Origin of the sequence: Burkholderia sp. PAMC 28687, assembly GCF_001577465.1 — a bacterium.
Classification (GTDB): domain Bacteria; phylum Pseudomonadota; class Gammaproteobacteria; order Burkholderiales; family Burkholderiaceae; genus Caballeronia.
In genome coordinates this window covers 2,331,274-2,344,434 of the sequence record NZ_CP014505.1, presented here as the reverse complement: position 1 = coordinate 2,344,434, position 13,161 = coordinate 2,331,274, and the positions used below count along the sequence as shown (strand labels likewise).

Sequence of the window (13,161 nt, the reverse complement as noted above, 5' to 3'; positions counted from 1 at the left end):
ATGTTGTTGCTGTTGAGCGCTGCGGTCGCGGTCCTTGCGATCACGCTGGTGATCGTGCTGATTCTCTTGCTGCGGCCCAAGCGCGAGACGGATATCGAAGAACGGTTCGACGCACTCACTGACCGGGTTATCGATATGGGCGAAGCCCACGCACGCGCCCAGGAGCGGCTCGAACGCAATGTGCGGGGCGAGGTGGTGGAGACGTCCCGCGCATCGCGCACGGAAGCGGGCGGAGCGTTCGCTCAGTTCCAGCAGACGCTTGCGACGCAACTTGCAAGCATGTCGAACGTGCAGAACGCGCAACTCGAGGCGTTCTCGCGGCAGTTGCTTGCCTTGACGGAAAGCAACGTCCAGCAAAGCCAGCACGCGCGCGACGAACAAAGTCAGGCGCTCAAGCGTTTCGGCGATGCCCTCACGCTGCAACTCGCGCAGATGTCGGAATCGAACGACCGCCGTCTGAGCGAGGTGCGCATGACGCTTGAAGCGCGGCTGAAGGACATCGAAGCGAACAACGCGGCGAAGCTCGAAGAAATGCGCCGCACCGTCGATGAAAAACTCCACGCTACGCTGGAACAGCGGCTTGGCGAATCGTTCAAGCTGGTGTCAGACAGACTTGAACAGGTGCATCGCGGATTGGGGGAAATGCAGACACTGGCGGCGGGCGTCGGCGACTTGAAGAAAGTGCTGACCAACGTCAAGACACGGGGGACATGGGGCGAAGTGCAACTCGAGTCGCTGCTCGAACAACTCCTGACGCCGGACCAGTACGCGAAGAATGTCGCGACCATTCCAAAGAGCAACGACCGCGTGGAGTTCGCGATCAAGCTGCCCGGCCGACACGACGCCCCCGGTCAGAGCGGCGCGAACGCGGTAGCGACGCCGGTATGGCTTCCCATCGATGCGAAATTTCCGCGCGAGGATTACGAGCGTCTTATCGATGCGCAGGATCGCGGAGATCCAGTCGCGGTGGAAGAGGCATCGCGCGCCCTCGAAGGCCGGATTCGCGCTGAGGCGAAGACCATCGCGCAGAAGTATGTCGCGCCGCCGCACACCACGGACTTTGCGTTGTTGTTCCTGCCTACTGAAGGTTTGTACGCGGAGATCTTGCGCCGTCCGGGGTTGACGGATTTCTTGCAGCGTGAATATCGCGTGAGTGTGACGGGCCCGACCACGCTGACCGCTTTGCTCAACAGCCTGCAAATGGGCTTCCGGACGCTCGCGATCGAGCAGCGTTCCAGTGAGGTCTGGCAAGTGCTCGGCGCGGTAAAAACGGAATTCAGGAAGTTCGGGGAAGTGCTCTCGAAGACGCGCTCGCAGCTTGAGGCGGTGACGCGATCGATTGAATCAGCGGAAACGCGCACCCGTCAGATGAGCAAGAAACTGCGCGATGTAGAAGCGTTGCCGGGCGAGCAGGCGGCCAGCCTGCTCGGGCATGAAGCGGATGATCGCGAGGAACCGGAAGCTTAATTTACCGGGGCATTCGCCGAGGCAGAAGGCGAGGCAGAAGGCGAAGCGAGGGTGGCCAGCGCGTCGCCGGTAATCCGCACGATGCGCCAGTCCGGCAACACGGTCGCGCCCATCTTCTCGTAGAAACCGATGGCGTTCTGGTTCCAGTCGAGCACGGTCCATTCGAAGCGGCCGCACTGACGCTCCACCGCAATCGCCGCGAGCGCGCGCAGCATCTTCGTGCCAAGTCCGCTGCCGCGAATGCCAGGTTTGACATACAGGTCTTCCAGATAAAGCCCGCGCTTGCCAAGGAACGTGGAGTAGTTCTGGAAGAAGAGGGCATAACCCACGATCACCTCGTCTTCTTCCGCGACCATGGCTTCCGCTGCGGGCTTGTCGCCGAACAGGGCATCGGTGAGGCCGGACTCTGTCCCAACGAACAAATGCGTCAGCTTTTCAAACTCGGCCAGTTCCAGCATGAGCCCGAAGATCGCGCTGACATCTTGCAGAGTGGCGCTACGGATTGCGGCGCTCATCATGCTTCTTCCGGTGCATCGGACAACACGATCTCGATGCCGCCGAACCGCGACGCCACCCAGTTGTACGCGTGACACGCAATCCACAACAGGATGAATCCGAGGATCGCGTTCAGCAACAGTGCGCTTGTCACGGTGCTGAGTTCTACGGAGCCGTATCGGAAGAACGCGACCAGCACGCCGAGCAACACGATCGGCACGCTGAATGTGAGATACACGAGAATCAGCGCTTTGGCGGTTTGTCCCGGTGCGATGAACGAAATCTGTTTTTTCATGAAGGAAAACCCCGTCAGTCGTAGTGCAGTGCATTCGAACCCAGGCGTTGGCCGCATACGGGATGACGGCGTTGCAGTCCGGATTCTTGAAGCAGGTTGTCGAAGAGCCTGTGAAACTAAATCAGGCCGTCGAATGGCAGGATATCTACGCTGTCTCCTGCATCGATATCTCCTGCCTCGTGCTCGAGGACAATGAAGCAATTGGCTTCGCTCATTGAACTCAGCACTCCCGAGCCTTGCGGCCCGGTCGTTACCACGCGCCAGCGCCCGGCTTTGTCGCGCTCTGCAATACCGCGCTGGAATTCCGTGCGGCCGGCACGTTTGGATAGCGGATTCGTGCTGATCGCCGATACCATCGGCAACGCGTGCCGCGCCGCGCCCGACATGGCGAGCAGCGCTTCCCGCACGATGAAATAAAACGTCGCCATGACCGCGACCGGGTTGCCGGGCAAGCCGAAGAACAACGCTGATTCGCCCTCGCCGGCACGCGCGCCCGACCATAGCCGACCGAACGCGAGTGGCCGGCCAGGGCGCATCGCGATTTTCCAGAATGCGACGTCGCCGAGTGTGTTCATCAGGTCGCGCGTGAAGTCGGCATCGCCCACTGACACGCCGCCGGAACTGATGACGACGTCGGCTTCGCGGGTCGCGCGTCGCAGGGCTTCTTCAAGCGATGCCCGGTCGTCACGGACTATGCCCAGATCGACGGGCTCGACGTTCATCCGGCGCAGCATCGCGTAAAGCGTGTAGCGGTTGCTATCGTAGATGGAACCCGGTTCAAGCGTTTCGCCGACAGAGCGCAACTCGTCGCCGGTGGAAAAAAACGCGACGCGCAAACGGCGCTGCACGGTAACTTCAGCGATACCCAATGAAGCCAGCAACCCAATATCCGATGCCCGCACGATCCGTCCTGCACGCAACGCCGGTTGACCTTCTGCAAGATCTTCCCCCGCAAGGCGCCGGTTCACGCCGCGCCCGATTCCCGCCGTGCCGAACGCGACCATGTCTCCCGCGCGTTGCACGAGTTCCTGCGCAATCACCGTATCGCAGCCGGGCGGAAGCAGCGCGCCCGTCATGATCCGCACGCATTGGGCGGCAAGCGGGCGGCCTTCGAACGGTTGTCCAGCGAGCGCCTTCCCGGCAACGGTCAACTGAATCCGCCCTTCGAGACCGGCGTCCGCCAGCACTGCGCCATCGAAGGCGTAGCCGTCCATGGCGGAGTTATCGTGCGAGGGGACGTTGATGGGTGAAATCACGTCCTTGGCCAGCACACGATCCAGCGCATCGAAGAGACGCACGCGCTCGACTTCGACGGAGCCGCGCGGCAACGCCCACTGACGCACGATGTCTTGCGCCGCGCTGACGGGCAGCGCGTTCGGATCGTACTCGGCGACGCAGCTCGAAAAGTGCCTGGGTGTGTTCATCGATGGGTAAAACCAGCGCGGAGTCGCGACGCAAAGCCCGCAGGCGGATGGATGAAGAGGCAGACGTGTTGAGATGCGCCGGTGTTTCCGCGACCTCTGGCAAGCCGGTGGCTCGCAGCAAACTGAAACAAACCGGCGCTTAGTTGCGCTCCAGGTCGGCTAGCTGCTGCAGATCGTTGACATTGTAAAACGCACGCTCGTCGGTGAAGGTCACTTCTACCGCCTTGTGGCGCGCGTACCACGCGCGGACTTTACGTTCGCCGGAGCGAATGTACGTGTCGAGATCGTCGGCCAGCGACGTTCTCAGGAGCGCGAACACGGGGTGCAGATGGCGATCGCCGCCCGAATCCGTGACAGTCGCGATGGCGATGTCCGCACTGTCGGCAACCAGTTTCTCCGACAGCCGGTCGGCCAGATGAGGATCGACGAAAGGTGCATCGCAGGGCGCGAAAAGCACGAAGTCGGTCCGCGCCTCGTGCAACGCCGCCGACATGCCCGCGAGCGGGCCGGGGAAGTCGGGGAATGCATCGACGACGACCTTGGCCCGGAACGGCATGCCGAGTTGCGCATAGATTTCGAGGCTGCGATTTGCGCTGATGAGCATGGCGCCGCATTGCGGCGAGAGCCGGCGCAGCGCGTGCAGCGCAAGCGGTTCGAGATTCAGCGGCTGCAGGCCTTTATCCACGCCGCCCATGCGTGACCCGCGTCCACCGGCGAGTACCACGCCCGTGATGTCGTGCTTCGAAAGGGCATCCCGGGACGGCTCGGTCATGTCATCCGCCTATGTACGACATTTCGACGCGCCGGGCGTCCGGGTCGGGGGCCGGCAGGGAATTGCTGCCGCGCAGCTCCGAGTAGCGGTCGGTGCGCGCTTCCCATATCCGGGCTATGGCGGTGGCGACGGCTGCGTCACTCGCGCCGCTGCGAATCAGCGCGCGCAGATCGTGTCCGGACGTCGCGAAAAGGCACAAGTACAGCTTGCCTTCCGTCGATAACCTCGCCCGTGTGCACGTCCCGCAAAAGGCGCGGGTCACGCTGGAGATCACGCCGATCTCGCCGCTTCCGTCCCGGTAACCCCATCGTTGAGCGGTTTCTGCGTCGTTGTGGGCTTCGAGCGGTTGCAACGGAAAATGCTCGGCAATGCGCGCAACGACATCCGCCGATGGCAGCACTTCGTTCATGTTCCAGCCATTCGACGCGCCCACGTCCATATACTCGATGAACCGAAGCACCGTGCCGCTGCCCTTGAAATGGCGCGCCATCGGCACGATTTCCGCGTCATTCGTGCCGCGCTTGACGACCATGTTCACCTTCAGCGGTGCCAAGCCTACGGCGTGCGCGGCTTCGATGCCATCGAGCACATCGGCGACGGCAAAATCCGCGTCGTTCATGCGGCGGAACAACGCGTCGTCAAGCGCGTCGAGGCTCACCGTGACACGGGTCAAACCCGCGTCCTTGAGCGACCTGGCTTTTCGGGCGAGGATAGAACCGTTGGTGGTCAGCGTAATGTCGAGCGGCCGGCCTTCGGGCGTACGCAAAAGCGCCAGCCGCTCAATCAGGAATTCGATGTTCTTTCGCAGCAGCGGTTCGCCGCCGGTCAGCCGGATTTTTTCCACCCCATGGGCGACAAACAGCCGCGCCAGCCGTTCGATTTCCTCGAAGGACAGCAGCGCGCTGTGCGGCAGGAATTCGTAATTTTTATCGAAGACTTCGCGCGGCATGCAGTACACGCAACGGAAATTGCAACGATCGGTCACCGAGATGCGCAGATCGCGCAAGTCGCGTGACAGCCTGTCAGTAAGCAATCCGGTCGGCGTCGCCACGGCTCCCGGGAAGGCCGGGATCGCGGTGATATCGGTGACGGGAATGATGCGTCGGGACATGATCGTTTTATTTCTCGCAAGCAGCAGCGGGGCTACTGTCAACTTTCAACGATCCATTTTAGCGGAAGGGCGGATCAGCAGTAGTCGGCCGCTGTGCTTTATGGGGTTTTTGCACGCGCAAAAATAAAAAAGCGCCACAGACCTGAGTCGTGTGGCGCTTTTATCGAAACGTCGGACGCTTATGCGTCCTTACCCGTTTCCACTTGCTGCATCGGCGCGGCGTCGAGCGGCGGCAGGCGCTTGCGCTCCCGCACGACGCGTTTCGGCGCTTCGACCTGATCCGCGGCTTCGCGCGCAGCGCGGAGCTTGTCGGCGTCGGTGTTCACCCAGACGAGACCCGCCGTATCCAGCATCGGCTTGAGGGCTTCTTCCTTCAGCGCGACCGGGGCAACCGCGGGCGCCGGAGCAACCGGGGCGGGCGCAGCCGTTTCCACAGCTTCGAAAGCCTTCACCGGCTCGGATACGACCGGTGCAGACGCTTCCGCCACCACGGGCGCAGGCGGCGCAATCGCCGATACCATTTCCGATTCCGGCGCTGCCGCAACAGCCGCCGTTTTCAGCGGCTCGGCAGGCTGGGCAAGCGTTTCAGCGGCTTGCGGTGCTGCTTCGGGCGCGGCCTGAGCTACGACCGGTTCCTCTGCCTTCGGGGTATCGATGAAAGGACTCGCCGGCTTTTCTTCCGCTACCTTCGGCGTCGGACCAAACGGGTTTTCGACGGGCCGCGGTGCTGCCGGCTTCTCGAACACGTTGATCGCCGGCGTTTCAGCATGCGGCGTGTGAACTTCATGCGCCTCGTGCTGCACCACGAACCCTTCGGCTTCGGCGTGCTTCGCTTCGATCGATTCTGCAACTGGCTGCGCGGCAGGGATGGAAACCGGCGCGACCGTTTCGACCGGCACGGCGCGAACCGGCTCCGGCAATTCCGTCACGGCGACCGCGGCAGCGGCAACCGGCTCGACCGTTACAGCCGCCGGGGTTGCTTGAGCCGGTTTGGCTACGGCAGGCGCGAACTCGCGCGTGTCGTCGCCATCGGTATCGAATACGCCGGCTTGAGCGCGTTCCGGATCGGTACTTTCAGCCGTACCTTCGCCTTCCGCGATATCCGCAGCCTGATTCACCGTCACGCCTTCTTCTTCACGATCGCGGCGTCCACCACGACGGCCACGACGGCGACGGCGGCGCTCTTCACCTTCACGCGCTGCGCTCGCCTGATCGGCCTGCAATGCGTCGGCGTTGCCGTTTTGCTGGGATTCCTGGCCTGCTTGCGTGTTTTCCGTCAACTCCGACACGACCGTTTCGCCTTGCGTCAATGCTTCGACAGCAGCTTCCGGCTGAGGCTTCTTGCGTTCACCGCGCTCCGGACGATCGCCACGGTCACGACGCTCACCTCGATCGGCGGCTTCCGTACGTTCGCGGTTGTCACGCGATTCGCGCGGCTCGCGTGGCTCACGCTGTTCGCGCGGCTCGCGGCCTTCGCGTGCCTCACGCGGCTCGCGGCCTTCACGGCCACCACGCGGTTCCCTTGGCTCGCGCGGTTCGCGACCCTCACGGCCTTCACGTGGTTCACGCGGTTCGCGTGCTTCCTTCGGTTCCCGTTCCTCGCGGCGCGGGTTTTGACGGCCGCCCGCCGTACCTGGCGTGGCTGCTGCCGTACCTGCAACAGCCGCTGCGCTGTCACGCGATCCGGTGCCACCCCGGCGATTGCGGTTCCGGTCACCCCCTTGTCCCGACCGTTCCGGCCGATCGCCGCGGGCCGGACGTACCGGCGCGGGCGTGACGACTGGCACCGGCGCCGGCTTCACTTCCGGCTGCACGCCAAACAGGTTCTTCAACCAGCCGATGAACCCGCCAGTCGATGCCGCCACCGGCGCGGGTGCCGCGACCGGAGCCGCCGCGACCTTCACCGGCGCGCTAGGCGCGGGAGAAGCTGGCGTGATGCCCTTGACCATCGCTTCCTGCTTGGGCTTCACTTCCTCGGTGCGCTTGCTGTAACCCGTTTCGGATTCCAGTTCGTGCGCGGCTTCCTCGGCCATCTTCCACGATGCACGCGGCTCGTCCAGACGTGTATCGTCGTGACGCAGGCGTTCCAGCTTGTAGTGCGGCGTTTCGAGATGCTTGTTCGGGATCAACACGACGTTGACCTTGAAACGCGACTCGATCTTGTTGATTTCCGAACGCTTTTCGTTCAGCAGGAAAGCGGTGACTTCCACCGGCACCTGGCAATGAATTGCCGCGGTGTTTTCCTTCATTGCTTCTTCCTGAATGATCCGCAGCACTTGCAGCGCGGACGATTCGGTGTCACGGATATGGCCGGTGCCGTTACAACGAGGGCAGGTCACATGGCTGCCTTCGGACAACGCCGGACGCAGGCGCTGACGCGACAGTTCCATCAAGCCGAAGCGGGAAATCTTGCCCATTTGTACGCGCGCACGATCGTGCTTCAACGCGTCTTTCAGGCGCTGCTCGACTTCGCGCTGGCTCTTGGCCGACTCCATATCGATAAAGTCGATCACGATCAAGCCGCCCAGATCGCGCAGGCGCAACTGGCGCGCGACTTCGTCGGCAGCTTCGAGGTTCGTGCGTGTCGCCGTTTCCTCGATGTCGGCGCCCTTGGTCGAGCGGGCCGAGTTCACGTCGATGGCAACCAGCGCTTCCGTGTGGTCGATCACGATCGCGCCGCCCGAAGGCAACGGCACCGTGCGCGAATACGCGGTCTCGATCTGGTGTTCGATCTGGAAACGGGAGAAGAGGGGTACGTCGTCGTGATAGCGTTTAACTTTGCTCAAGTTATCCGGCATCACGATGTCCATGAAGGCGCTGGCCTGATCATGGATCTCGGTGGTATCGATCAGGATTTCGCCGATATCCGGCTGGAAGTAATCGCGGATCGCGCGGATCACGAGGCTGGATTCGAGATAAATCAGCATCGGCTTGCCGGCTACGCCGCTTTGCGACGCCGCTTCCACCGCGCGCCACAATTGCATCAGGTAGTTCAAATCCCACTGCAGTTCTTCAGCCGAGCGGCCGATCCCTGCCGTACGCGCGATGATGCTCATGCCTTCCGGCAAGTCGAGCTGGGCCATCGTTTCGCGCAATTCCTGGCGTTCGTCGCCCTCGATCCGGCGCGATACACCACCGCCACGCGGGTTGTTCGGCATCAGGACAAGGTAACGTCCGGCGAGCGAAATGAACGTGGTCAGGGCCGCGCCCTTGTTGCCGCGCTCTTCCTTCTCGACCTGGACGATCAGTTCCTGGCCTTCGCGCAGCGCGTCCTGGATGCGCGCGGAGCGCATGTCCACGCCGTCCTTGAAGTACTGGCGGGCAACTTCCTTGAACGGCAGGAAACCATGGCGGTCTTCGCCGTAGTTCACAAAACAGGCTTCGAGCGACGGCTCGATGCGGGTGACGACTCCCTTGTAGATGTTGCCTTTGCGCTGTTCGCGCCCGGCGGTTTCAATGTCGATGTCGATGAGTTTTTGCCCATCGACGATAGCGACGCGCAATTCTTCTTGCTGCGTCGCGTTAAACAGCATGCGTTTCATTGGACGGCTCCAGAGCGGCTCTGCCGGCCCCCGTCGAGCGAATTCGCGCGTTTGTCAGTCGCGTGAAGCAGGAGGGCGGGCGCGCCGCGCTTATGTGTTTGTTGTCACAAAGCACGCTGGAGCGGGAGTTCTGGCTCGGAGAATTGCCTGGAGCGGGCTTTGCCACCAATGTGCGACGAGATGCGTCGCGACAGGCAGAAAGCCCTGGGCACATGCGAACAGGTTTGACACGCCGTGATTCGACGGCTGTCGGCTTAAGCGGCACAGCACTGCGGCTCGACGTCCGTCAAACGAATCGAGGAGCCGGCAGCGCAGCCAGCAGCAGCCGGATGCATCCTGCAGCAGTCTCTTCCCAGCCGGCGTTTTCTGCGCAACAAAATGTACAAGCAGCGCAATCCAGCAAAACCGCCAGGCTTTCTTCAAAACTGCGGCAGACTGCCGTTGTGGCTTCTCAGGCGCTCGAAGCGCCCGATAACCGCGTTGGGTGTCTCACCTTATGACAATGTCCGCCACGCTTCGCCCGTTTCAGCGCAGCTTGCAGCAGACCCTTGTTTTCTTCGCTACGGCAAAGAGCCGATGTTCCGTTCACCCAATACCTGGTACCCGCCCAATATCGTCTCGATACCTGCCTGATACCCGGGGTCGAATCCGGAAATAAGCCGAATAAAAATCGGCCTTCATCAACTCACGCCGATAAAATTCTTGATCGCCAAAAATCCGTTACCGTGTCGGCGATCGACTCGACCGAACGCGCCTGTGGGCACCGTCCCTGCCGCGCGATATCGCCGTGCGTGCAACTCGTTACTCCGTTTTCCGGGTGAGCAACTGGCCCTGGGCGCAAGTAAAATAACGGTTATCCGCTTGCACCTGTACAGTCTGAGACATCCGGCCAGCTTAGTGGCTTTTTCCAGACTGTCCGCAAATTATATTCAGAATGAATGAGTTAGGCAAAACATCCCATAAAAAGGTCGCAAGCGAACAGGTCTCGATGATCGAGATCGACGAAAATGCGGCGGGTCAGCGCATCGACAATTTTCTACTTCGAGTCTGCAAAGGCGTGCCGAAAAGTCACATTTACCGGATTTTGCGTAGCGGTGAAGTTCGTGTGAACAAAGGGCGCATCGACGCGGCATATCGGCTGGAAATGGGCGACCTGGTGCGCGTGCCGCCTATCCGGACCGCTCAACTGGACGAGACACCCGTTTCTTCCAATGCGCCCGCGGCCGAATTCCCCATACTGTTTGAAGACGATCACCTGATCGTCATCGACAAACCCGCCGGCGTCGCTGTTCACGGTGGCAGCGGCGTCGCCTTCGGTGTGATCGAACAATTGCGCAACGCGCGTCCGCAGGCGAAGTTCCTTGAGCTGGTGCATCGGCTGGATCGCGAGACGTCCGGCGTGCTGATGCTCGCGAAGAAGCGCTCGGCGCTCGTGAACCTGCACGAACAGATGCGCGAAAACAAGATCGACAAACGTTATCAGGCCGTCGGTCACGGCGACTGGCTGGCGGGCTGGGGACGTCGAAGGATCGTGAAAGAATCCTTGCACAAATATCTGACGCCCGAGGGCGAGCGCCGCGTGCGGGTTCAGGACGACGGACTGGCATCACACACGGTTTTCAACCTGATCGAACGTTTTGACGAATACGCGTGGGTCGAGGCCGAACTGAAAACCGGCCGCACGCACCAGATCCGGGTGCACATGGCGCACATCGGCCTGCCGATCGCCGGCGACGCCAAGTACGGCGACTTCGCGCTGAACAAGAATCTCGTCCGCCCGAACGCCGATCCGTCGCTCAAACGCATGTTCCTGCACGCTTTCCGGCTGAAACTCGTGCATCCGTCGACGGGCGAGACACTGCAGGTCGAGGCGCCGCTGCCGGCCGAATGCAAACGGTTTATCGAACAACTCAAACAATCTTCCAGAGAGACACAGTAAATGGCGCGTCAGCAATTCGACCTGATTGTCTTCGACTGGGACGGCACCCTGATGGACTCCACGGCGCACATCACGCGCAGCATCCAGGCCGCATGCCGCGACCTGGGCCTGCCCGTTCCCGCCGATGAAGCCGCCAGCTACGTGATCGGTCTCGGCCTGCGCGACGCGTTGCAGATCGCGGCGCCCACGCTCGATCCCGTCGATTATCCGAAGCTGGCTGAGCGGTATCGCTTTCATTACCTGATCAAGGGCGAGCAGACCGAGCTCTTCGCGGGCGTGCGGCAGATGCTGCAAAACCTGCGCGATGAAGGCTATCTGCTGGCGGTCGCCACGGGCAAAAGCCGTGTGGGATTGAACCGGGCGCTCGACCAGTCGCGCCTGACAAGCCTTTTCGATGGCACCCGCTGCGCCGATGAAACTTTCTCCAAGCCCCATCCCGCGATGCTGCACGAGCTGACCCGCGAACTCGGCCAGGACGTGAACCGCACGTTGATGATCGGCGACACCACGCACGACCTGCAGATGGCGAAGAATGCGGGTGCGGCATCGGTCGGCGTGACCTATGGCGCGCATCCGGCCAAGTCGCTGCATGCGCTCGAGCCCCTGTTCGTTGCCGAAAACGTGACCGCGCTCGGCGACTGGCTGCGGGAAAACGCATGACCGGAGCGGCGGCCGAAGCTGTGCGCGTGTGTGCATCGGACGAACTGGTCGATGGCGGCGACGGCGTTCGTCGCAACGCGGTTGGCAAAAGCGGCGCGGCGACCGTGTTTTTCGTCCGCTACGACGGCAAGCCCTTCGGCTACCTCAACCAGTGCGCGCACGTGCCCATGGAGCTGGACTGGTCCGAAGGCAAGTTCTTCGAGAGCTCCGGCTTATACTTGATGTGCGCCACCCACGGCGCGATCTATGAGCCGGATACGGGGAAGTGCGTCGGCGGCCCGTGCCGCGGCGCGCGTTTGCGGAAGGTCGAAACCGAAGAGCGCGACACGCCGGACGGCCGCGCCGTTTTCTGGCTTCCCGATCCCGATCTGCGTCCCGCTTGAACCCAAACTCCCGATTCAATCTTTAATCTGTCAACCAGGCGACGCATGTCCGATCACATTCCCACCGAACCTTCCGACCCGGCGCGTCCCGCGTCTACCGTCGTACCAAAAGGCGAAAACTGGGAGCGCGCCGCGCTCGAACGCATCGCGCTCGCGGCCATTAGCGAACAGCGCTCGGCGCGCCGCTGGCGCATCTTTTTCCGGTTCGTTTTCCTTGCCATCCTGGCCGTCGCAGTCTGGCGTTTATTCGATTTCACCGGCGACAAGGTATCGAAAACAGCGCGTCACACGGCGCTCGTGGAGCTGGAAGGCGAAATTTCCGCCAACAGTGACGCCAGCGCGGACAACGTGAATGCCGCGCTCGACAGCGCGTTCGAAGACGACGCCACTGCGGCCGTGATCCTTCGCTGCAATAGCCCGGGCGGCAGTCCGGTGCAGGCGGGCATCATCAATCGTGAGATCACGCGCTTGCGCACGAAATATCCGTCCAAGCCGCTTTACGTGGTCGTGAACGACATGTGTGCATCGGGCGGTTATTACGCCGCCGCCGCGGCGGACAAGATTTTCGTCGATAAAGCGAGCATCGTCGGTTCGATCGGCGTGCTGATGGACGGTTTCGGCTTTACGGGCCTGATGAGCAAGCTTGGCGTTGAGCGCCGCTTGCATACATCGGGTGCGAACAAGGGCGCATTCGATCCGTTCTCGCCGGAAACACCGGGAATGGATGCCCACGCGCAGGAAATGCTGGACCAGATCCACGCGCAATTTATCGATGCCGTCAAAAAAGGCCGCGGCGCGCGCCTGAAAGACAACCCCGATCTGTTCTCGGGCATGTTCTGGACGGGGCAGAAGAGCGTCGAGCTCGGTCTCGCCGATGGTTTCGGCGACGCGGATTACGTCGCACGTGAAATCGTGAAACAGCCGGATCTTGTTGATTACACGCAAAAAGAGAGCATTGGCGAGCGCGTTGCACGTAAGTTTGGCGCGGCGGTCGGAAATGCGTCGATGAGCGCGTTGATGATGGGCGGCAAGATGCAGTTGAAGTAGTTTTCGGCGCTGAAGGAAAAACCGCT

At 61.9% G+C, this 13,161-nt stretch carries 11 protein-coding genes; 5 read left to right on the top strand and 6 right to left on the bottom strand.

The genetic code is table 11. The annotated features are described in order from the left end of the window. Complete coding sequence (locus AX768_RS10885) at nt 1-1,467, top strand: DNA recombination protein RmuC (RefSeq protein WP_061999964.1); 1,467 nt, start codon at nt 1-3, stop codon at nt 1,465-1,467. Here AX768_RS10885 and AX768_RS10880 read toward each other — a convergent pair. The 6 genes from AX768_RS10880 to AX768_RS10855 form a co-directional block, all read right to left on the bottom strand. Continuing rightward, on the bottom strand, nt 1,464-1,982 hold the full coding sequence (locus AX768_RS10880) for a GNAT family N-acetyltransferase (protein WP_062000933.1): 519 nt from the start codon (nt 1,980-1,982) through the stop codon (nt 1,464-1,466). The two genes, AX768_RS10885 and AX768_RS10880, sit on opposite strands and share 4 nt — an antisense overlap. Continuing rightward, nucleotides 1,982-2,257, bottom strand: coding sequence for a hypothetical protein (locus tag AX768_RS10875; protein WP_031363462.1), 276 nt, complete (start codon nt 2,255-2,257; stop codon nt 1,982-1,984). Before AX768_RS10875 ends, AX768_RS10880 begins: the two co-directional genes overlap by 1 nt. 116 nt (nt 2,258-2,373) lie before the next feature. Continuing rightward, nucleotides 2,374-3,681 (bottom strand): molybdopterin molybdotransferase MoeA, encoded by a 1,308-nt coding sequence (gene moeA / locus AX768_RS10870; RefSeq protein WP_061999963.1) that lies wholly within the window; start codon nt 3,679-3,681, stop codon nt 2,374-2,376. Nucleotides 3,682-3,820: 139 nt separating this feature from the next. Continuing rightward, a complete protein-coding gene (gene mobA / locus AX768_RS10865) occupies nt 3,821-4,453 on the bottom strand; it encodes a molybdenum cofactor guanylyltransferase MobA (RefSeq protein WP_061999962.1) in 633 nt (210 codons plus the stop codon). A 1-nt stretch (nt 4,454) separates the two neighbouring features. Then, nucleotides 4,455-5,564 carry a GTP 3',8-cyclase MoaA gene (gene moaA / locus AX768_RS10860; RefSeq protein WP_061999961.1) on the bottom strand — a complete coding sequence of 370 codons (1,110 nt, stop codon included), beginning with the start codon at nt 5,562-5,564 and terminating at the stop codon, nt 4,455-4,457. A 179-nt stretch (nt 5,565-5,743) separates the two neighbouring features. Next, a complete protein-coding gene (locus AX768_RS10855; RefSeq protein ID WP_061999960.1) occupies nt 5,744-9,106 on the bottom strand; it encodes an Rne/Rng family ribonuclease in 3,363 nt (1,120 codons plus the stop codon). Between the two features lie 934 nt (nt 9,107-10,040). On the opposite strand from AX768_RS10855, the gene AX768_RS10850 reads away from it, so the two are divergent. From AX768_RS10850 to AX768_RS10835, 4 genes are read left to right on the top strand one after another with little or no spacing between them, the layout of a single operon-like run. Continuing rightward, a complete protein-coding gene (locus AX768_RS10850) occupies nt 10,041-11,045 on the top strand; it encodes an RluA family pseudouridine synthase (protein ID WP_061999959.1) in 1,005 nt (334 codons plus the stop codon). After that, a complete protein-coding gene (locus tag AX768_RS10845) occupies nt 11,046-11,705 on the top strand; it encodes an HAD-IIIA family hydrolase (protein ID WP_061999958.1) in 660 nt (219 codons plus the stop codon). Further along, nucleotides 11,702-12,088 carry a Rieske (2Fe-2S) protein gene (locus tag AX768_RS10840; RefSeq protein WP_061999957.1) on the top strand — a complete coding sequence of 129 codons (387 nt, stop codon included), beginning with the start codon at nt 11,702-11,704 and terminating at the stop codon, nt 12,086-12,088. Before AX768_RS10845 ends, AX768_RS10840 begins: the two co-directional genes overlap by 4 nt. Before the next feature lie 45 nt (nt 12,089-12,133). Beyond that, complete coding sequence (locus AX768_RS10835) at nt 12,134-13,135, top strand: S49 family peptidase (RefSeq protein WP_061999956.1); 1,002 nt, start codon at nt 12,134-12,136, stop codon at nt 13,133-13,135. The last annotated feature ends 26 nt before the right edge of the window (nt 13,136-13,161 follow it).

Excerpts from the sequence above, each read along its gene's own strand:
- AX768_RS10885 (WP_061999964.1), top strand. The coding sequence starts at position 1 with ATGTTGTTGCTGTTGAGCGCTGCGGTCGCGGTCCTTGCGATCACGCTG.
- AX768_RS10880 (WP_062000933.1), bottom strand. The coding sequence starts at position 1,982 with ATGAGCGCCGCAATCCGTAGCGCCACTCTGCAAGATGTCAGCGCGATC.
- AX768_RS10875 (WP_031363462.1), bottom strand. The coding sequence starts at position 2,257 with ATGAAAAAACAGATTTCGTTCATCGCACCGGGACAAACCGCCAAAGCG.
- moeA (WP_061999963.1), bottom strand. The coding sequence starts at position 3,681 with ATGAACACACCCAGGCACTTTTCGAGCTGCGTCGCCGAGTACGATCCG.
- mobA (WP_061999962.1), bottom strand. The coding sequence starts at position 4,453 with ATGACCGAGCCGTCCCGGGATGCCCTTTCGAAGCACGACATCACGGGC.
- moaA (WP_061999961.1), bottom strand. The coding sequence starts at position 5,564 with ATGTCCCGACGCATCATTCCCGTCACCGATATCACCGCGATCCCGGCC.
- AX768_RS10855 (WP_061999960.1), bottom strand. The coding sequence starts at position 9,106 with ATGAAACGCATGCTGTTTAACGCGACGCAGCAAGAAGAATTGCGCGTC.
- AX768_RS10850 (WP_061999959.1), top strand. The coding sequence starts at position 10,041 with ATGAATGAGTTAGGCAAAACATCCCATAAAAAGGTCGCAAGCGAACAG.
- AX768_RS10845 (WP_061999958.1), top strand. The coding sequence starts at position 11,046 with ATGGCGCGTCAGCAATTCGACCTGATTGTCTTCGACTGGGACGGCACC.
- AX768_RS10840 (WP_061999957.1), top strand. The coding sequence starts at position 11,702 with ATGACCGGAGCGGCGGCCGAAGCTGTGCGCGTGTGTGCATCGGACGAA.
- AX768_RS10835 (WP_061999956.1), top strand. The coding sequence starts at position 12,134 with ATGTCCGATCACATTCCCACCGAACCTTCCGACCCGGCGCGTCCCGCG.